Source organism: Knoellia subterranea KCTC 19937, from assembly GCF_000768685.1.
In the GTDB taxonomy this organism is placed as follows: domain Bacteria; phylum Actinomycetota; class Actinomycetes; order Actinomycetales; family Dermatophilaceae; genus Knoellia; species Knoellia subterranea.
Genome location: NZ_AVPK01000003.1, coordinates 185,496 through 203,508 on the forward strand (window position 1 = coordinate 185,496; position 18,013 = coordinate 203,508).

At 69.6% G+C, this 18,013-nt stretch carries 21 protein-coding genes; 15 read left to right on the plus strand and 6 right to left on the minus strand.

Annotation, left to right across the window (positions count from 1 at the left end):
• The 6 genes from N803_RS06930 (at nt 1) to hemB (ending at nt 6,349) form a co-directional block, all read left to right on the plus strand.
• Nucleotides 1-297: a glutaredoxin family protein gene (locus N803_RS06930; RefSeq protein WP_052111977.1), complete on the plus strand. Its 297-nt coding sequence runs from the start codon at nt 1-3 to the stop codon at nt 295-297.
• A gap of 379 nt (nt 298-676) precedes the next feature.
• On the plus strand, nt 677-1,369 hold the full coding sequence (locus N803_RS06935) for a redox-sensing transcriptional repressor Rex (protein ID WP_035903737.1): 693 nt from the start codon (nt 677-679) through the stop codon (nt 1,367-1,369).
• Nucleotides 1,366-2,688, plus strand: coding sequence for a glutamyl-tRNA reductase (locus tag N803_RS06940; RefSeq protein WP_035903738.1), 1,323 nt, complete (start codon nt 1,366-1,368; stop codon nt 2,686-2,688). Before N803_RS06935 ends, N803_RS06940 begins: the two co-directional genes overlap by 4 nt.
• Complete coding sequence (hemC, locus tag N803_RS06945; protein ID WP_084764198.1) at nt 2,685-3,740, plus strand: hydroxymethylbilane synthase; 1,056 nt, start codon at nt 2,685-2,687, stop codon at nt 3,738-3,740. The genes N803_RS06940 and hemC overlap by 4 nt, the downstream gene beginning before the upstream one ends.
• A 3-nt stretch (nt 3,741-3,743) precedes the next feature.
• A complete protein-coding gene (locus N803_RS06950; RefSeq protein ID WP_035903740.1) occupies nt 3,744-5,360 on the plus strand; it encodes a bifunctional uroporphyrinogen-III C-methyltransferase/uroporphyrinogen-III synthase in 1,617 nt (538 codons plus the stop codon).
• Nucleotides 5,361-5,374: 14 nt separating this feature from the next.
• Nucleotides 5,375-6,349 (plus strand): porphobilinogen synthase, encoded by a 975-nt coding sequence (gene hemB, locus N803_RS06955; protein WP_084764258.1) that lies wholly within the window; start codon nt 5,375-5,377, stop codon nt 6,347-6,349.
• 143 nt (nt 6,350-6,492) lie between these two features.
• Here the strand turns inward: hemB and N803_RS06960 are convergent, their stop codons facing one another.
• Nucleotides 6,493-7,035, minus strand: coding sequence for a YceI family protein (locus N803_RS06960; RefSeq protein WP_035903742.1), 543 nt, complete (start codon nt 7,033-7,035; stop codon nt 6,493-6,495).
• A gap of 165 nt (nt 7,036-7,200) precedes the next feature.
• Here N803_RS06960 and N803_RS06965 point away from each other — a divergent pair, with 165 nt between their 5' ends.
• From N803_RS06965 to N803_RS07000, 8 genes are read left to right on the plus strand one after another with little or no spacing between them, the layout of a single operon-like run.
• Nucleotides 7,201-7,704 (plus strand): MarR family winged helix-turn-helix transcriptional regulator, encoded by a 504-nt coding sequence (locus N803_RS06965; protein ID WP_245617062.1) that lies wholly within the window; start codon nt 7,201-7,203, stop codon nt 7,702-7,704.
• Nucleotides 7,705-7,721: 17 nt separating this feature from the next.
• The gene (gene hemL / locus N803_RS06970) at nt 7,722-9,047 is read left to right on the plus strand and encodes a glutamate-1-semialdehyde 2,1-aminomutase (RefSeq protein WP_035903744.1); all 1,326 of its coding nucleotides are present in this window, start codon (nt 7,722-7,724) and stop codon (nt 9,045-9,047) included.
• Nucleotides 9,048-9,082: 35 nt separating this feature from the next.
• Nucleotides 9,083-9,751 (plus strand): histidine phosphatase family protein, encoded by a 669-nt coding sequence (locus N803_RS06975; RefSeq protein WP_035903745.1) that lies wholly within the window; start codon nt 9,083-9,085, stop codon nt 9,749-9,751.
• Nucleotides 9,748-10,368, plus strand: a complete 621-nt coding sequence (locus N803_RS06980; RefSeq protein WP_035903747.1) for a TlpA family protein disulfide reductase — start codon at nt 9,748-9,750, stop codon at nt 10,366-10,368. The genes N803_RS06975 and N803_RS06980 overlap by 4 nt, the downstream gene beginning before the upstream one ends.
• Nucleotides 10,369-10,387: 19 nt before the next feature.
• Nucleotides 10,388-11,125 (plus strand): cytochrome c biogenesis CcdA family protein, encoded by a 738-nt coding sequence (locus tag N803_RS06985; protein ID WP_035903750.1) that lies wholly within the window; start codon nt 10,388-10,390, stop codon nt 11,123-11,125.
• Nucleotides 11,125-12,717 (plus strand): cytochrome c biogenesis protein ResB, encoded by a 1,593-nt coding sequence (gene resB / locus N803_RS06990; protein ID WP_052111979.1) that lies wholly within the window; start codon nt 11,125-11,127, stop codon nt 12,715-12,717. The genes N803_RS06985 and resB overlap by 1 nt, the downstream gene beginning before the upstream one ends.
• Complete coding sequence (gene ccsB / locus N803_RS06995) at nt 12,714-13,706, plus strand: c-type cytochrome biogenesis protein CcsB (protein ID WP_035903751.1); 993 nt, start codon at nt 12,714-12,716, stop codon at nt 13,704-13,706. The genes resB and ccsB overlap by 4 nt, the downstream gene beginning before the upstream one ends.
• A 13-nt stretch (nt 13,707-13,719) precedes the next feature.
• On the plus strand, nt 13,720-14,052 hold the full coding sequence (locus N803_RS07000; protein WP_052111982.1) for a DUF4229 domain-containing protein: 333 nt from the start codon (nt 13,720-13,722) through the stop codon (nt 14,050-14,052).
• A gap of 96 nt (nt 14,053-14,148) precedes the next feature.
• Here the strand turns inward: N803_RS07000 and N803_RS07005 are convergent, their stop codons facing one another.
• The 3 genes from N803_RS07005 to menE are packed head-to-tail and all read right to left on the minus strand — an operon-like array spanning nt 14,149 to nt 16,482.
• The gene (locus N803_RS07005; RefSeq protein WP_035903753.1) at nt 14,149-15,033 is read right to left on the minus strand and encodes a 1,4-dihydroxy-2-naphthoate polyprenyltransferase; all 885 of its coding nucleotides are present in this window, start codon (nt 15,031-15,033) and stop codon (nt 14,149-14,151) included.
• 12 nt (nt 15,034-15,045) lie between these two features.
• The gene (locus N803_RS07010; RefSeq protein ID WP_035903754.1) at nt 15,046-15,294 is read right to left on the minus strand and encodes a PLD nuclease N-terminal domain-containing protein; all 249 of its coding nucleotides are present in this window, start codon (nt 15,292-15,294) and stop codon (nt 15,046-15,048) included.
• Between the two features lie 3 nt (nt 15,295-15,297).
• Entirely contained in the window at nt 15,298-16,482 is a 1,185-nt protein-coding gene (gene menE / locus N803_RS07015; protein ID WP_035903755.1) for an o-succinylbenzoate--CoA ligase, read from the minus strand.
• 46 nt (nt 16,483-16,528) lie between these two features.
• On the opposite strand from menE, the gene N803_RS07020 reads away from it, so the two are divergent.
• Nucleotides 16,529-16,984, plus strand: a complete 456-nt coding sequence (locus tag N803_RS07020; protein WP_035903757.1) for a hypothetical protein — start codon at nt 16,529-16,531, stop codon at nt 16,982-16,984.
• A gap of 176 nt (nt 16,985-17,160) precedes the next feature.
• On the opposite strand, the gene N803_RS07025 is transcribed toward N803_RS07020, so the two are convergent.
• Nucleotides 17,161-17,685, minus strand: coding sequence for a tyrosine-type recombinase/integrase (locus tag N803_RS07025; RefSeq protein ID WP_052111984.1), 525 nt, complete (start codon nt 17,683-17,685; stop codon nt 17,161-17,163).
• A gap of 38 nt (nt 17,686-17,723) precedes the next feature.
• A complete protein-coding gene (locus N803_RS18245) occupies nt 17,724-17,966 on the minus strand; it encodes a hypothetical protein (RefSeq protein WP_156969683.1) in 243 nt (80 codons plus the stop codon).
• Between the last annotated feature and the right edge of the window lie 47 nt (nt 17,967-18,013).

Here is an 18,013-nt window from a genome sequence, read left to right on the forward strand (position 1 = left end):
ATGCCGTCCGCCCCCGACCCGCAGCCCACTCACCTCGGCGATGCCTTGCCGGAGCCGCGCGTCACCCTGATCGGCAAACCCGGATGCCACCTCTGCGACGACGCCCGCGCCATCATCGCGAGGGTGACGGAGGAGCTGGGCGAGTCCTTCGTCGAGAAGTCGATCCTCGATGACCCCGACCTCCTGTCGAAGTACGCCGAGGAGATCCCCGTGACCCTCGTGGACGGCCGTCAGCACGACTACTGGCGCGTCAACCCCGACCGCCTCAGAGCAGCCCTCACCCAACCGCGCCCCTGACCCGAGCGCGCGGCAACGCACGTCCGGCGCAACGCGTGTATGCCGTTCGCCGCCGGCTGGGCCTGGCGGCGGGTCCCACGCTCTGCGTGGGCGCGCGAAGCGCGCTCAGCGCGCGAGTGCGGATGGACAGCGGCGAACGGCATACGCGCGTGGAGCCGCGCAGGGGAACGTGAGCGGACGGCACGCCCTCGCGCAGCGGGAGGCGAGCGGACGGCATACAGAAAGGTTGTTGGAGGCGCGCAAACGGTTCCGCACGCCGCTTGTACCAGAGCCGAATGTGTGCCTTGTCTCGGGGTCCCGTCGCGACTTTGTGCATGGCTTCACAAGTGCGTACGCTGGCAGGGCACCACCACCCTTCAAGACAGGAGTCGAAGGCCACGTGTCCGCCGACGTCGCAGCCCGCCGGGGAATCCCCGACGCATCAGTGGCTCGACTCCCGGGATACCTGCAGGCCCTGACGAACTTCGCGGAGCGGGGCATCGGCTCGGTCAGTTCCGAAGAACTTGCCACGGCTGCCGGCGTGAGCTCGGCCAAGCTGCGCAAGGACCTGTCGCATCTGGGGTCCTACGGCGTGCGCGGGGTGGGCTACGAGGTCGATCGTCTGTCCTACGAGATCTCCACGGCGCTCGGTCTGACCCAGGACTGGCCGGTGGCCATCATCGGCATGGGCAACCTGGGCCGGGCGCTCGCGGCCTACAGCGGGTTCGCCACGCGCGGGTTCAATGTCATCGCCGTCCTCGACCGGGACGCCGACCTCGTCGGTGCGGCAGTGGGGGAGCACCGCATCCGGCCGATGGGTGACCTGGGTGCTCTGGTTCGTGACGACCGTCTCGCGATCGGTGTCATCGCCACGCCGGCCGACTCCGCGCAGGAAGTCGCCGACCATCTCGTGAGCGCCGGAGTGCGATCCATCCTCAATTTCGCACCGTGTGTCCTCGACGTCCCCGACGACGTCATGGTGCGCAAGGTCGACATGTCGACCGAGCTCCAGATCCTCGCGTTCCACGAGCAGCGCCGCACGGGTGAGCTCGACCTGAGCGCGCAGTCCACGGTCGAGGGAGTGGCGCTGTGAGTCTCCTCGTCCTTGGCCTGTCGCACCACGGTGCGCCGTTGGAGTTGCTCGAGTCCGCCGCGCTCGACCAGTCGGCCCGCGGTCGCCTCGAAGGTGCCATCGTCGCGTCGGAGCATGTCGCCGAGGCCGTGGTCGTGTCCACGTGCAACCGCACGGAGGTCTATGCCGAGGGCCTGACCTTCCACGGTGCCCTCACCGATGTCTCGGAAGCGCTGGCCGAGGCCACTGGCGTCGCCCTGTCCGACCTGCAACCGCACCTCTATGTCCACTACGAGGACCGCGGCATCGCGCACGCCTTCTCGGTCGCCTCCGGGCTCGACTCCATGGCGGTGGGCGAGGCCCAGATCCTCGGCCAGCTGCGTGAGTCGCTCACCCGGGCCCAGCGCCGCGGCCACGTCGGCCCGGCCCTCAACGGCCTGCTCCAGCAGGCTCTGCGCGTCGGCAAGCGCGTCCACGCCGAGACGGGCATCGATGACGTCAGCCGGTCCCTCGTGGGTTCGGGCCTCACTGCTGCCACCGAGGTCGTCGGACCGCTCGCCGGGGCCAGGGTTCTCGTCGTCGGTGCCGGCGGCATGGGTGCCCTCGCGGCGACGGCAGCCAGTCAGGCGGGGGCCGCCTCGGTCACCATCACCAACCGCGGAGCTGCTCGGGCCGAGCGACTGGCCGTGCGAGTCGACGGTGCAGCGGTGCCGTGGGACGACCGACGCGCTGCTCTGGCCGACGCCGACATCATCATCTCGAGCACCGGCGCCACCGGTGTGATCATCACCGCTGAAGATGTGGCGGCTGGCGCGACTGCTCGCAGTGGTCGACCGCAGGTGTTCATCGACCTTGCCCTGCCCCACGACGTCGACCTGACCGTCTCCGAGGTGGCCGGGGCCACGCGGATCGGCCTCGCCGAACTCGGCGAGCTGCTCAGCGGCGCAGGCGACGTTCTCCAGGTGCGCGAGGCGCGTGACATCGTCACGGGCGAGGTCGCTGCCTACCTGACCGAGCGCTCCGCCGAGGCCGTCGCACCCACGGTCGCCGCCCTGCGGTCGCGGGCCCAGGAGGTCGTCGACGTGGAGATGCGCCGGCTCGGCCGCCGCACCCCCGAGCTCACCGACCACGACCGTGCCGAGGTCGAGCGGGCAGTGCACCGCATCGTCGAGAAGCTCCTCCACGCGCCCACCGTGCGCGTCAAGCAGTTGGCGCAGGACGGGCAGGGCGGCAGCTACGCCAAGGCCCTGAGCGAGCTCTTCGACCTCGACCCCCGTGAGGTCTCGGTCGTGTCGACGCCTCCCGTGCTGCCCTCGAGCGACGAGGAGGTGGGCCGATGACCCTCCGCCTCGGTACCCGCCGCTCCGCCCTCGCGACGACCCAGTCGACGTGGGTCGCGGACCAGTTGCGCGCCCTCGGCCACGACGTCGAGCTCGTCGAGATCACGACGACCGGCGACCAGGACCAGTCGACGCCCCTTGCCTCGATGGGCGGCACCGGCGTCTTCGTGTCGGCGCTGCGCGACGCCCTGCGAGCCGGCACGGTCGACCTCGCGGTGCACTCGCTCAAGGACTTGCCGACCACGCCCGAGGACGACCTCGTCGTCGCAGCGATCCCGACGCGTGAGGACCCGCGCGACGTGCTTGTCGCCCGTGATGGCCTCACCCTGGGCGAGCTGCCCGCGGGCGCGACCGTGGGCACCGGGTCCCCCCGACGCAGCGCCCAGCTCCAGGCGCTCGGGCTCGGCCTCGACATCCGCGGTCTGCGCGGCAACGTCGACACGCGCCTCGGCAAGGTCACGAGCGGAGAGCTCGACGCCGTCGTCCTCGCTCACGCAGGACTTCGCCGACTCGGTCGTGACGCCGTCGTCACCGAGGTGCTCGACCCGATCCAGATGCTCCCGGCTCCTGGTCAGGGGGCTCTCGCCATCGAGGTCCGCGCCGACGACGCGACGACCCGCGGCATCGTTGCCGCTCTCGACGACACCGACACCCGGGTCTGCGTCGAGGCCGAACGCGCCGTCCTCAACGAGCTCGAGGCGGGGTGCTCCGCTCCGGTGGGCACGCTCGCAGAGATCGTCATGGGCGATGAGGGTGACGAGCTGTCGCTGCGTGCCGTGGTGGCCAGCACCGAGGGTGCCGGCGACCTGCGCCGCTCGATCACTGGCCTCCCCGCCGACGCGGAGGCGCTGGGCCGGACGCTGGCCCGACAGCTCCTCGAGGACGGCGCGGCCGACCTCGCCACCCTCGGTGACACCGAGCCCCTCTTGACGTCCGACAGCCCGACGTCCGACAGCACGCCGCTCAACGGCAACGCGTCCCCCGCAGTCCTCAGTACCAGCAGCACCGCAGCACAGTACAGCACCGTCCACACCGAACGCCACGGAGCGTGACCAGTGAGCACCACCCGAACCACCTCGACCGCACGTACACCCGCCCGGGTCGCCTTTGTTGGCGCGGGCCCGGGCGATGCCGGGCTGATGACGGTGCGGGCGTTGGAGTATCTCGCCGATGCGGACGCCGTCGTCATCGACCAGGTCGCCCGTGAGGACGTCGTCGCCCGCTACGCCCAGCCCGAGGTCGACGTCGTCGACGCCGGCCACGGCGAGCACGGTCAGCCACTGACCCACGCCTCCCGCGCCAAGCTCGTCGTCAAGGCGGCGAAGGCTCACCCGCGCGGTCTCGTCGTCCGCCTCATGGACGGCGACCCGGCCACGTTCAACGGTCTCGCCGAGGAAGCGGCCGCCTGCGTCAAGGCGGGCATCCAGTTCGAGGTCGTGCCGGGCGTGAGCTCGGTCAGCGCCGTTCCGACGTATGCCGGTGTGCCGCTGACGACGACCGGCTCCAAGGGCATCCACGTCATCACCGCCGGCCAGAAGGCCAAGGACATGACGGCTGCTCTCGACCCGAGCGTCACCGTCGTCGTTCTCGGTCAGCCCGACACGCTCGTCGGCTCCCTCGAGGCTCTGCGTGAGGCAGGCCGCAGCGAGGAGACGCCCGTCGCCATCACCGAGCGCGGCACGACGGTGCACCAGGTGACCGTGACGACGACGCTGGGTGAGGTCGCCAAGGCGGCGAAGTCCATGGAGTTCCCCGCCCTCGCCATCGTCGGCGACAACGTCGCGCTTCGTGACTCGCTGTCGTGGTTCGAGACCAAGCCGATCTTCGGGTGGAACGTCCTCGTGCCGCGCACTAAGGACCAGTCGGGTTCGATGGTGCGCCGCCTCGAGCGCTACGGCGCCCAGGCCACGACGGTCCCGACGATCTCTGTCGAGCCACCCCGCACGCCGCAGCAGATCGAGCGCGCGGTCAAGGGCCTCGTCACGGGACGCTACGAGTGGGTCGGCTTCACGTCGGTCAACGCCGTCAAGGCGATCCGGGAGAAGTTCGAGGAGTTCGGTCTCGACGCCCGCTCGTTCGCCGGGCTCAAGGTGGCCGCCGTGGGTGGCGTGACCGCCGAGGCGCTGCGCGAGTGGGGGATCAACCCCGACCTCGTTCCCGAGGGCGAGCAGTCGGCCAAGGGCCTCCTCGACGAGTGGCCGCCCTTTGACGACCTGCTCGACCCGATCAACAGGGTGTTCCTCCCGCGCGCTGACATCGCCACCGAGACCCTCGTCGCGGGCCTCCAAGAGATGGGCTGGGAGGTCGACGACGTCACGGCCTACCGGACCGTGCGTGCCGCCCCGCCGGCCGCGCCCATCCGGGACGCCATCAAGAGCGGCAACTTCGACGCCGTGGTCTTCACGTCGAGCTCGACGGTGCGCAACCTCGTCGGCATCGCCGGCAAGCCGCACCCGTCGACGGTCATCGCGTGCATCGGACCGGCCACGGCGAAGACGGCCGAGGAGTGCGGTCTGCGGGTCGACGTCCTCGCCCCTGAGCCGTCCGCCGACGAGCTCGTTGACGCTCTTGCGGACCACGGTCGGGCCCTGGCCCTCGCCGCCGCCGAGGCGGGCGAGACCGCGGTGCGTCCGAGCCAGAAGCGTCCGGCTGCCCGTCGCCGCGCCAAGTGATCGGTGGCGAGCGCGTGAGCCCCGCCCTGCCGGTGCGACCGCGCCGCCTCCGTCAGTCGGCTGCCGTACGTCGCCTCGTCGCGCAGACGCGGCTCCACCCGGCCGACCTCGTCCTGCCCGTCTTCGTCCGTGAGGGCATCGACGAGCCGCAGCCGATCGAGGCGATGCCGGGCGTCGTGCAGCACACGCTCGACTCGCTCGTCGAGGAGGCGCGGCGCTGCGTCGAGGCCGGCCTCGGCGGGATCATGATCTTCGGTGTCCCGCTCGACAAGGACAACATCGGGTCCGGGGCGGACGCCGAGGACGGCATCCTCAACGTCGCGCTGCGTGCCGTCGTCGACGCGGTCGGTGACGAGCTCGTCGTCATGTCCGACCTGTGCCTCGACGAGTTCACCGACCACGGCCACTGCGGCGTGCTCGACGAGCAGGGTTCCGTTGACAACGACGCCACGCTCGAGCGCTACGCCTCGATGGCCCTGGCCCAGGCACGAACCGGGGCGCCGGTCCTCGGGCTCAGCGGCATGATGGACGGGCAGGTTGCCCACGTCCGCGCGGCTCTCGACGACGCCGGCTTCACCGACACCATCCTTCTGGCGTATGCCGCGAAGTACACCTCCGCGTTGTACGGCCCGTTCCGCGAGGCGGTGCAGTCGTCCCTGGAAGGCGACCGGGCGGCATACCAACAGGATCCGGCGAACGCGACCGAAGCGGCACGCGAGATCGATCTCGACCTCGCCGAGGGCGCCGACATCATCATGGTCAAGCCGGCCCAGCCGCACCTCGACATCATCGCGATGGCCGCGGAACTGTCACCGGTGCCGGTGGCGGCGTATCAGATCTCGGGAGAGTACGCCCAGATCAAGGCGGCTGCGGAGCGCGGCTGGATCGACGAGGACCGTGCGGTGCTCGAGTCGCTCCTGCACATCAAGCGCGCGGGCGCGCAGATCATCCTCACCTACAGCGCCCTCGACGTCGCAACGCGCATCTGATTGCGCAAAGCGACACCCCCGCCGGCCCGAAGGCCCCGCGGGGGTGTCGCTTTGCAGGCGACTTATTGCCCTGCTGGGACGTCGTCGTCGGCGCGTAGCGCCTCCTCCGTTGTCCCAGCAGGGCAATAAGTCGAAGTGTGAGCTCAGGCCTGCTTGGCGAGCTGCACGTCGATGTTGATCGTGATCTTGTCGGAGACGAGCACGCCGCCACCCTCGACCGCAGCGTTCCAGGTGAGGCCCCAGTCCTTGCGGTTCACGGTCGCGGTGGCCTCGAAGCCGGCCTTGGTGTTGCCCCACGGGTCCTGACCCACGCCACCGAAGTCGACGTCGAACGTGACGGGCTTGGTGACGTCCTTGATGGTGAGGTCGCCGGTCAGCGTCTCGCCGTCGAAGGCCGTGGACTTGAAGGTCATGACGGGGAAGTTCTCGGCGTCGAAGAAGTCCGCGCTCTTGAGGTGGCCGTCACGGTCGGCGCTGCCGGTCTCGACGGAGGCGATCTGGGCCGTCACGTCGACGACGGACTTGGTGATGTCCTCGGCGACCTCGACGGTGCCGGTGACGTCCTTGAAGTAGCCACGCACCTTGCTGACCATGAGGTGACGGGCAACGAAGCCGACCTCGGTGTGGGACGGGTCAACGGTCCAGGTGCCGGCGGGGAGCTGGGTCTCAAGGGCGGTGGTGCTCATGCGAAGGACTCCTAAGGAGGGTGGGGGGTGGTGCCTTTCAGGGGTGTTCAACCGCAGACTATTAGTAGATATTTCAACCTTCCTCCGGAGCGTGTGTGATCTCCGTCACAACTGGGTGGCCATACTCAGGCGGTCGAGTGGCTACTGTTCGCTAACATTCGCACCGTGGCTGCTGCGGAGACTCCTGACCCTTCTGCGACCCGCTGGCTGACTGGCGAGGAACAACAGGCCTGGCGGGCCTATTTGCGCGCCCACCGTGAGTTGCAGGTCGCCCTCGATCGCGACCTCACCGACTTCGGCATCAGCCTCCCCGAATATGAACTGCTCTCCATGCTCTCCGAGCAGGAGGACGACCGGGCGCGCATGTCGATGATCGCCGACCTCGTCGTCCAGAGCCGCAGCCGCGTCACGCACACCGCCAAGCGACTCGAGGCCCGAGGCTGGGTCCGGCGTGAGCCGACCCCTGAGGACGGCCGCGGCGTCGCCCTCGCCCTCACGCCCGATGGGCGGCGCATGGTCGAGTCCGTGGCGCCCGTCCACGTGGCTTCGGTCCGGGCGCACTTCATCGACCTCCTGTCCCCGACCCAGGTCACAGCGCTGCACGACATGTTCGCCGAGGTGCGCGCCCACCTCGTCCCGGGTGCCCGGGCGGACGACACCATCCGCTGACCGGCGACAATGGACGCATGACGTCCAGCCCCACCTCTGCCCCTGCCTCTGCTGCTCTCCTCGAGCGCGCCTCGAGCGTCATCCCGGGCGGGGTGAATTCGCCGGTGCGCGCCTTCCGGGCGGTCGGCGGGACGCCCCGGTTCATCCGCGAGGCGCAGGGACCGTGGCTCACGGATGTCGACGGTCGGCGCTACGTCGACCTGCTCTGCTCGTGGGGCCCCATGATCCTTGGCCACGCGCACCCGGATGTCCTCGCCGCCGTGCGCTCGGCCGCGGACAAGGGGTTCTCCTTCGGCACGCCGAGCGAGAACGAGGTGCTCCTTGCCGAGGAGATCGTCAACCGGATCGCGCCGCTCGAGCAGGTCCGCCTCGTCTCCTCCGGCACCGAGGCGACGATGAGCGCCGTTCGCCTCGCGCGTGGCGTCACCGGTCGCGCCGTCATCGTGAAGTTCGCCGGCTGCTACCACGGCCACGTCGACGCCCTGCTCGCCGCGGCTGGCTCGGGTGTTGCGACCCTCGCCCTGCCCGACTCCGCCGGCGTCCCGGCCGAGATGACCGCCGACACGATCGTCCTGCCCTACAACGACATCGCCGCGCTCGAGGCCGTCTTCGCCGCCCGCGGCCACGAGATCGCCGCCGTCATCACCGAGGCCGCAGCCGGCAACATGGGCGTCGTCCCGCCCGCGCCCGGCTTCACCGCGGCGCTGCGCCGCATCACCCGTGAGCACGGTGCCCTGCTCATCTCCGACGAGGTGATGACCGGCTTCCGCTGCGGCCGCGCCGGATGGTTCGGTCTCGAAGGAGAAGCAGGGTATGCCGGTGGCGCACCCGACCTCTTCACGTTCGGCAAGGTCATGGGTGGCGGCTTTCCTGCCGCCGCCTTCGGCGGCACCGCAGAGGTCATGAGCCATCTCGCGCCCCTCGGCCCGGTCTATCAGGCGGGCACGCTCAGCGGGAACCCCGTCGCCACGGCGGCCGGCCTCGCCACCCTCAAGGGCTGCACCGACGAGCTCTACCCGCGGCTCGAGGCGACGGCGCACGCGATCGCTGACGCCGCCAGCGCCGCCCTGTCGGGCGAGGGTGTCGCCCACACTGTCCAGTGGGCCGGCTCGATGTTCTCGATCTTCTTCCGCGACCAGCCGGTCACGAACTATGACGATGCACGCGAACAGGACACCGCGGCATACGGGCGCTTCTTCCATTCGATGCTCGACGCGGGCGTGCATCTGCCGCCGAGCGCCTTCGAGGCCTGGTTCGTCTCCGGATCGCACGACGAGGAGGCCATCGGGGTCGTCCTCGACGCGCTGCCCGCCGCAGCCCGCGCGGCCGCCCAAGGGTCCTGAGGAATCTCTCAGGTTCGTTTGAGAGAATTCGCGCCATGACCAGGACAGCCCGCGCCTCCTCGGTGGATGACCGCACGGTCGTGCACCTCGTGCGCCACGGAGAGGTCCACAACCCCGACCGGATCCTCTACGGACGCCTGCCGGACTACCACCTCTCCGACTTGGGCCGGCAGATGGCAGACCTCGTCGCCAGCCACCTCGCCGACCACGACATCACCCACGTCATCTCCTCGCCGCTCGAGCGTGCGCAGGAGACGGCGGCACCGATCGCGGCGGCCCACGACCTGACGATCGAGCTCGATGAGCGGGCCCTCGAGGCCGAGAACGCGTTCGAGGGGCGTGCCGTCGCCGGGGGGAAGGGCATCTTCCGCGACCCGAAGATGTGGAAGCTCATGGTCAACCCGCTGCGCCCGTCGTGGGGGGAGCCCTACGTGCAGCTCGCCGAGCGGATGCAGCTCGCCGTCGACGACGCGCGCGCCGCCGCCCGCGGCCACGAGGCCGTCATCGTGTCGCACCAGGCGCCGATCTGGATGCTGCGCCTCGCGATCGAGGGCCGCCGCTTCGTCCACGACCCGCGCAAGCGCCAGTGCTCGCTCGCGTCGATGACCTCACTCACCTATCGCGGCGACGAACTCGAGTCGCTCGCCTACAGCGAGCCCGCGGCCGCCCTGCTGCCGATGGCCCAGTCCGGAGCAGGTGCATGACCCGTCGTTCTTTCCGGTATGCCGGGTGGCGGCGTGCCGCTGTAGCCCTCGCCTCCGTTGCCGCTCTCGTCGCCCTCGGTGGCTGCTCCTCGGACCCGAACTCGATTGCGGAGCAGGCCAAGAAGGGTGACCAGAAGGGTTACATCGCCGGCAACGGTGCGATCGAGCAGATCCCTGCCGACAAGCGGCTGGAGCCCATCACCCTCGAGGGCGACACCCTCGACGGACGCCAGTGGTCCAGCACGTCCGAGCGCGGCCGCAGCATCGTCGTCGTCAACCTCTGGGGTTCGTGGTGCCCGCCGTGCATCACCGAGATCCCCGACCTCGAGAAGGTCTGGACGGACGTGCAGGCGGCCAAGAAGCCGGTGCAGTTCATGGGCATCGACTTCCGCGAGGACGCCCAACGGGGCGCGGCCTTCGTCAAGACGCAGAAGATGACCTACCCGAGCCTCACCGACAAGTCGGGGACGCTCATCCTCGCCTTCGGGCGTCAGGCCCCGACGTCGCCGCCGTCGACGCTCATCCTCGACAAGGAGGGGCGCGTCGCCGCCCGCGTGAGCGGTGCTGTCACCGCCACGACGTTGCAGGGCCTCATCGACGACGTCCTGGCGTCCTGACGTCGACCGCACCCACCTCATGACCGACCAGATCGCCTCCGGAGCCCTGCCCCTGGCCGTCCTCGTGGCGGCCCTCGCCGGGCTGGTGTCCTTCGCGTCGCCGTGCGTGCTCCCGCTCGTGCCGGGGTTCCTCGGCTACGTCACGGGGCTGAGCGACACGGCCCTCGAGCAGCGTTCGCGCGGCCGGATGGTCCTGGGAGCGGTGCTCTTCGTCCTCGGCTTCGCCGTCGTCTTCATCCTGCTCTCGATCTTCATCGGGACGCTCGGCCGCTCGCTGGCCGAGCACCGTGAGGCGCTCATGCGAGTCGGTGGCGTCATCGTCATCCTCATGGGCCTGCTCTTCCTCGGGGTCGGCTCGCAGCGGCAGCTCACTCCGACGTGGCGGCCGCGCGCTGGGCTCCTCGGCGCGCCCCTCCTCGGGGCGGTCTTCGGTCTGGGCTGGGCGCCGTGCACCGGCCCGACCCTCGCCGCGGTCCTCACCCTGTCGGCGTCGGTGACGAACCCGAGCACCGGACGCGCCGCCATCCTCGCCTCGGCCTACGCCCTCGGCCTCGGCCTGCCGTTCATCCTCGCCGCGTTCGGCATCGAGCGGTTCGGCCGAGTGTCCGCGTGGGTGCGGCGCCACCACCGCGTCGTGCAGCTCGTCGGCGGCGGCCTCCTCATCGTCGTCGGCCTGCTCCTCGTCACCGGCGTCTGGGAGTCGCTGACCCGATGGCTCCAGGCCGAGTTCATCAACGGATTCCAGGTGCCCCTCTGATGTCGAACCTCTCCACCCAGCCACAGGACCCTCGCGGCGACCGCGACGACATCACCCAACCCCGGCTCGGAGCCGTGGGACTGCTCCGCTTCGCCTGGCGCCAGCTCACGTCGATGCGGACCGCCCTCTTCCTGCTGCTCCTGCTCGCCGTCGCTGCGCTGCCGGGGTCGGTCTTCCCGCAGCGCTCCATCGACGCGGTGCGGACAGCTGACTGGATCGCCCGCCACGAGACCGCTGGACCGTGGCTCGACCGACTCGGCTTCTTCGAGGTCTATGCCTCACCGTGGTTTGCGGCCATCTATCTCCTGCTCTTCATCTCGCTCGTCGGCTGTGTCCTGCCGCGGTCCAAGGTCCACTGGAAGGCCATGCGGGCCCAGCCCCCGCGCGCGCCAAAACGGTTGGAGCGACTGGCTGCCCACGACTCCGCCGAGATGGACGGGTCGCAGGACGAGGTCCTCGAGCAGTTGCGTGGCGCCCTGAAGTCGGCGCGCTTCCGCACCCATTCCCACGACGCCACCACCGTCTCCGCCGAGAAGGGCTACCTCAAGGAGACCGGCAACCTCTTCTTCCACCTCGCCCTCATCGGTGTCATCGTCGGCATGGCGTGGGGTCACCTCTTCGGCTGGAAGGGCGACGTCATCGTGCCGGTCGGCGAGACCTTCGCCAACACCGCCGCGCGCTACGACACCCTCAGCCCGGGCCCGCTCGTCGACCCTGCCGACTTCAGCCCCTTCGTCATGACCCTGACGCGGTTCGACGCCCAGTTCGAGACCGACGTCAAGGGCAAGGGGCAATTCGGATCGCCACGGGACTTCACGGCATACGTGGACTTCCAGAAGTCTCCCGGCGCCAAGGTGGAGAAGAAGGTCATCCGCGTCAACGGTCCGCTCGAGACCGGCGGCGGCACGGCGTTCCTCCTCGGCAACGGCTACGCGCCGCACATCACCGTCAAGGATGCCGAGGGCAGAGTCACCTACTCGGACTCGACGCCGTTCCTCGCCCAGGACAACTTCTACACGTCGGTGGGTGCGGTCAAGGTTCCGGGAGCCGGGCCGGAGGGCAAGCAGCTCGGGTTCGCGGGGCTGTTCCTGCCGACTGCGGTGCTCGACGACCAGGGGCCGCGTTCGGTCTTCCCCGACGTGCTCGAGCCGGCACTCGCGCTCTCGGCCTTCGAGGGGACGCTTTTCCCCGGTGGCCGACCGCAGTCGGTCTATTCGCTCGACACCGCCGAGATGACCCAGCTCAAGAACAAGGAGGGGACCGACCTCCTGCGTATCTGGCTGACGCCCGGCCAGACCTACACGCTGCCGGGTGGTCAGGGCTCGATCACCTTCGACGGTGTGGAGCGGTTCGCCGGCATCTCCATCCGCAACGACCCCGGCAAGGAGCTGACGCTCATCTCGTCGCTCGTGGCGCTGCTGGGCCTCATCCTGTCGCTGACGATTCGTCGGCGCCGGGTCTTCGTGCGGGTTTCCCCCGCCGACACGCAGGGCCGTACCGTGGTGCACATCGGCGGACTGGCCAAGGACGACGACGAGGGCATGGGCGAGCAGCTCGAGGACGTCCTCACCCAACTGAAGGAACGCACGTGACCCACGAGACGCTGGCGAGCTACGCCAACCTCAGCCTCTACTCCGCCATGGGCGTGCTCACGCTGGCCATGCTCGGGTATGCCGTCTACCTCGCTGGGTGGCTGCCGGCGCGTGACGCCGTGGTCGAGTCCACGACGCCCGAGCGTGAGCTCGTCGGTGCTGGCGTGGGGACGGGTGTTGGTGCTGGCGACTCCGCCGGATCGGAGACGGCGGCGACGACCGACTCGGCCGGGGTGGGCGAGGTGTCACTGCGGGCGCGCAAGGCCGGTGGCGTCGCGCAGATGTTCGCGCTGCTCGGGACCGTGCTTCTCCTCGTGTCGGCTGGTCTGCGCGGCTGGTCGGTCGAGCGCTGGCCGCTGGGCAACATGTTCGAGTTCGGCGTCGCTGCAGCGCTGTTCACCATGGTCGTCTTCGTCGTGTGGGGTCTGCGCCGGGACCTGCGCTGGCTCGGCGTCTTCGTCGTGGCCCCCGTCCTCATCCTGCTCGGGCTCGCCAACACCGTCTGGTACACCGAGGCAGCCGAGCTCATGCCGTCGCTCAAGTCGGTGTGGCTGATCATCCACGTGACCGTCGCGACGATCTCGGTCGGACTCTTCGCCGTCGGCTTCGTCGTGGCATTGCTCTACCTCGCCAAGGACCGGTGGGGTGCCGGGCGGAGCGTGCTGCGGGCGCTGCCGGAAACGCGCTCCCTGGAGCGGTTCGCCTACGGGCTGCACATCATCTCGTTCCCGCTGTGGACGTTCACCCTCATCGCTGGTGCGATCTGGGCGCGACAGGCGTGGGGGTCCTACTGGAACTGGGACCCCAAGGAGGTCTGGACCTTCATCATCTGGGTCGTCTACGCGGCCTACCTCCACGCCCGCGTGACCAGTGGCTGGAAGCGCCAGTCGGCGACGTGGATCGCCGTGGCCGGCTTCGCCTGCATCATCATCAACTACGCCGTCGTCAACGTGTACTTCGTCGGCCAGCACTCCTACTCGGGACTCTGAGGACTCTCCACCCATGGCGATGGTTCGTTATCTCATCCTGCGCACGCTGATCTTCGTCGGCTGCCTCGCGGCCACCTGGCTCATCGGCCTCCGGGACCGCGAGGACCAGCTGCTCGCGGTCGTCATCGCGGCCGTGGCCTCGCTCGTCATCTCGGCGTTCGTCCTCAAGCCCTTCCGCGAGCAGGCCTCTGCCGCCATCGCCGGTCGGGTTGACGAGCGGGTGGAGCGCAAGCGCGAGAAGGCCGCTCGCAGCGACGAGGCCGCCGAGGATGCCGAGACCGACCTCGATCCTGCGGGGCGCGACGGGCGCAGCAAGGGCGACGAGAGCGACTCCGACTTCCGCTGACCCGCTGCACCCCTGCGACTTATTGCCCTCTTGGGACACGTTCGCGCGGCCGCAGGCCACGCTCAACGTGTCCCAAGAGGGCAATAAGTCGGGGTTTCAGGCGAGGGCTCGGGAGATGAAGACTCCCGCAAAGACGGCCACGGCATACACGAGTTCGTATTTGCCGGTGGAGCCGAGCACGGGCACGAGGCGTCGTCCCTCGGCCCCGCCCATGACGACGGTCACGGCGCGCCAGATCGCGGCGATCGACAGCAGTCCGACGAGAGCCCACACGTTCCAGATCGCCATGATCCCGATGCAGAGAATGCTCACGACGATGAGCCCGAGCCACAGCCGGCGCGTGCCCGTGTCGCCGATCCGGACGGCCAGCGTCTGCTTGCCGGAGATCTGATCGGTCGGGATGTCGCGCAGGTTGTTGACGACGAGGATCGCCGAGGCGATGGCGCCGACGCCGACCGCCGCGGCCAGAGCGAACCACGAGAGGGTGCCGGTTTCGGCGTACATCGTGCCGAGGGTGGCGACGAGTCCGAAGAAGACGAAGACGAACAGCTCGCCCAGGCCGCGGTAGCCGTAGGGGTTGTCGCCGCCCGTGTATTTCCACGCCGCCCAGATCGAGGCCACGCCGAGCGGGAGCAGCCACCACGCCTCGGCGAGTGCCACGAGCGCGAGCCCGGTGATCGCGGCGAACCCGAACGTCAGGAAGGCCGCTGCCTTGACGCTTTCCGGTCGCGCGAGCTTCTGGCCGACGAGGCGCACGGGCCCGACGCGCGAGTCATCGGTGCCCCGGATGCCGTCGGAGTAGTCGTTGGCGAAGTTCACGCCGATCTGCAGCGCGAGGGCCACGATGGCCGCGAGGAGAGCGATCGCCCAACTCGGTTCGGAGTGCTGTGCCGCCGCGGCGGTGCCGATGACGACGGGGGCAATGGCGGCAAAGAGCGTGCGGGGACGCGCGCCGGCGACCCACTGTTGGAAGGTGGCCATGGGTGGTGGTGCCTAGAGTCCTTTGAGGAAGTCGGGGTCGTCGTCGGGGCCGCGCGGCATCTGTCGGCGGGGCGGCGGAGTCGCCTTGGGGCGGCCGGCGAGCAGCCATCCGATGGATCCGGCGATGGGGAAGAGCAGGATGACGAAGACCCACACGAGTTTGGGCAGGCCCCGCACGTCGTGGTCCTCGCGCTGGACGCAGTCGACGACGCAATAGATCGACAGCGTGAGGGCGATGAGCACGGGCAGGAAGCGGAGCACGCCTCATTCTCCCATGGTGTCGAAGAGCGCCCTCACCGCCGCGCGGTCGGGCTTGCCGGGCCCTCGAAGCGGGATCGCGGGTACCTTGCGGACCGCTCGGGGCAGGGCGTGATCGGCGAGTATGCCGCGGAGCTGATCGCGCAGTCTGCTCACCGTGGGTGCCGCGTGGCCGGGTGCGACGACGAGGGCGAGGGCGATGGTCTCTCCCCATTCGGGATCGGGGACTCCGACGGCGACGGCCTCGCTGATGCCGTCGATCCGGGCGACGGCTTCCTCGACGAGGCGGGGTGCGACCTTGAGGCCGCCGGTGTTGATGAGGTCGTCGATGCGTCCGTCAACGTGGAGGCGGCCCTCGTCGTCGACCTGGCCGATGTCGTCGGTGCGGAACATCGTCGCTGAACGGACGCCGACGCCGGGTGGTGAAGGGACGAATGCCGCTGTAGTGAGGGCGGGTTCGCCGAAATAACCGTGCGCGAGGGTTGCGCCGGCGAGGTGGATGCGGCCGTCACCGTCGAGGAGGACGTCGACGCCGTCGAGTGGGATCGAGTCGTAGACGCAGCCGCCGGCGGTTTCGCTCATGCCGTAGGTCGTGACCGCGTGCACCCCGGCCGAGGCGGCTCGAGTGAGGAGGTCGGGGTGGGTGGCTGCGCCGCCAATGAGGACTGCGGCGAACCGCGCGAGGCGTTGTGTCGATGCCTCGTCGTCGAGGAGGCGGGTCAACTGCGTCGGGACGATGGAGACGTAGGTGGGCAGGTCCGTCACGGGCATGGCGTCGACGGTTGTTGCGAAGGTTTCCGGGGTGAAGCCGTTCGCCAGGTCCATGACGTGCGGTGTCGTGTCCGCCGCGATGGAACGCAGGACGACCTGAAGGCCCGCGATGTGGTGGGCAGGGAGGGTGAGGAGCCACTGGCCCGGGCCCGAGAGGCAGGCGTGCGTGGCGTCCGCGCTGGCCTGGAGGGCTCGCGTGCCGAGCATCGCCCGCTTGGGTGTCCCGGTCGAACCCGAGGTCCCGACGACGACGCCGAGGTCTTCCGGAAGGTCCCCGTCCACGGACGGTGAGAGGGCCGGGGGAGGCGAGCCGACGGCATGCGGGGCAATGGGGTGACCGCCCTCAAGGGCGAGCCGAAGCCGGGGGAGGAGGTCGAGCACCGCGGCGCCTGCGGGTACGGCGAGCGGCTCGATCCTCATGCGGTCAACTCTAGGCAGCGCTCGTCATCGTGAGGATGATGGGCGGATGGACCCCGAGTTCGCGGCGTATCTCGAGCGGGTGCGTGCGCACCGCGCCGAGTTGGGTGAGTCGCTGGCCGCCCTCGATGCGGCGTTGGCGTTGCCCGTGGGGTTGGGGGCGCTGTGGCGGCGTCGCGTCCGGGCTGCTTTGACGGAGCTCGAGCACGACCTGCGCGACCACCGGTCGATCACAGAGGAGCCGGGTGGGTTGTATGCCGACGCGGTGGCGCGGGCGCCTCGCTTGGCGTCAGTGTCGAAGCTCCAGATGGACGAGCATCTGGACTTCGTCGAGGTCGTGCAGCGGTTGCTGGGCGAGCGCGATGAGGGGCTCGAGAGCGCGGAAGCCGTTGCGGCACACCGGGAAGCAGCGACCGAGCTCGTGGGCCGCATCGTTCGACACCGGCAGCGTGGGGCGGACCTGATCTATGAGGCGTACGAGGTCGACATCGGCGGTTCGGGCTGAGGTCTGGTGCGACTGGACCCCCCGACCCACGAGTTGGGTCAGTGGGTCGCGTCAGCGGGGTTGGTCAGAAGTACCAGGGGAAGGGCTGGTTCGCACGTATCCGATAATCGAATGCGTTGTGGACGTTGGTTTTGTAAGCATTATTCCCTGAACGCATGTTGGTGAGGTTGTTGGCGCTAGGCCTGGATCGACTCTTCTGTGCACGGTTCGTGCACGGTAGCGAGCGTCTGCTGGGCCAGCGCGGCTGCCGCGTCCCGGGTGCGGTCCTCTGCGGTGTGCCACAGGTGCAGGTATGTCGAGTGAGTCGTGGTCGTCGAGCCGTGGCCGAGCGCCTGGGAGACGGCTACAACGTCGCAGCCCGAGGCGATCAGGCCCGACGCGTAGAAGTGCCGCAGGTGGTGCAGTCGAATAGTCGGGGCACCTGCATCCTTTCGCGTTGCTCGCCACCGCCACTCCACGGCGTCGTGGTGCCAGGGCCGTCCTTGCTCATCGGCGAACAGCCAGCGGTCGGGGTCGGATGCCTCGCGATGTTCGGCGATGTGCTCGGCGAGGATCGTGAGTAGTGCATCGGGCAGGTAGACCGTCCGCGCCGACCCGTGCTTCGGACCGGTCACCACCGCAGTGATGCCACCCGTCGCCTCGACGAGATTCTCGCCTCGCACCAGATCCTCGGCCTTGGCCGGCTGGATCTGTCGATCCACGCGCAGGCTGCGGCGCAGGAAGTCGATGTCGGCGACCTTCAGGCCGGCTGCTTTGCTGCAGCAGTCGTCCGACGACCTCCGGCGTTGGGATCGCCATCGCCGCGTCGCCCCTCGGCCTCTGCGGCAGCTTCACCCCTGTGCCGGGGGTCCTCGGCGATGACCTTGTCCGCAACGGCGGCACGCAGCACGCTGCGCACGATGCTGGCCCTGGTGTCGATGGTGCTCGCTGCCAGTGTGGCGTCCATCTTCTTGACCCAGCTCTCGACGTGCGAGCGGCGCACGGCGTTGAGGGGCGTGTCCTTGAAGGTGGCGCAGCCGATCGCAAGGT

Excerpts from the sequence above, each read along its gene's own strand:
- N803_RS07020 (WP_035903757.1), top strand. The coding sequence starts at position 16,529 with ATGGACCCCGAGTTCGCGGCGTATCTCGAGCGGGTGCGTGCGCACCGC.
- menE (WP_035903755.1), bottom strand. The coding sequence starts at position 16,482 with ATGAGGATCGAGCCGCTCGCCGTACCCGCAGGCGCCGCGGTGCTCGAC.
- hemL (WP_035903744.1), top strand. The coding sequence starts at position 7,722 with ATGACGTCCAGCCCCACCTCTGCCCCTGCCTCTGCTGCTCTCCTCGAG.
- N803_RS06980 (WP_035903747.1), top strand. The coding sequence starts at position 9,748 with ATGACCCGTCGTTCTTTCCGGTATGCCGGGTGGCGGCGTGCCGCTGTA.
- N803_RS06930 (WP_052111977.1), top strand. The coding sequence starts at position 1 with ATGCCGTCCGCCCCCGACCCGCAGCCCACTCACCTCGGCGATGCCTTG.
- N803_RS06975 (WP_035903745.1), top strand. The coding sequence starts at position 9,083 with ATGACCAGGACAGCCCGCGCCTCCTCGGTGGATGACCGCACGGTCGTG.
- resB (WP_052111979.1), top strand. The coding sequence starts at position 11,125 with ATGTCGAACCTCTCCACCCAGCCACAGGACCCTCGCGGCGACCGCGAC.
- N803_RS07005 (WP_035903753.1), bottom strand. The coding sequence starts at position 15,033 with ATGGCCACCTTCCAACAGTGGGTCGCCGGCGCGCGTCCCCGCACGCTC.
- hemC (WP_084764198.1), top strand. The coding sequence starts at position 2,685 with ATGACCCTCCGCCTCGGTACCCGCCGCTCCGCCCTCGCGACGACCCAG.
- N803_RS07000 (WP_052111982.1), top strand. The coding sequence starts at position 13,720 with ATGGCGATGGTTCGTTATCTCATCCTGCGCACGCTGATCTTCGTCGGC.
- N803_RS06960 (WP_035903742.1), bottom strand. The coding sequence starts at position 7,035 with ATGAGCACCACCGCCCTTGAGACCCAGCTCCCCGCCGGCACCTGGACC.
- N803_RS06985 (WP_035903750.1), top strand. The coding sequence starts at position 10,388 with ATGACCGACCAGATCGCCTCCGGAGCCCTGCCCCTGGCCGTCCTCGTG.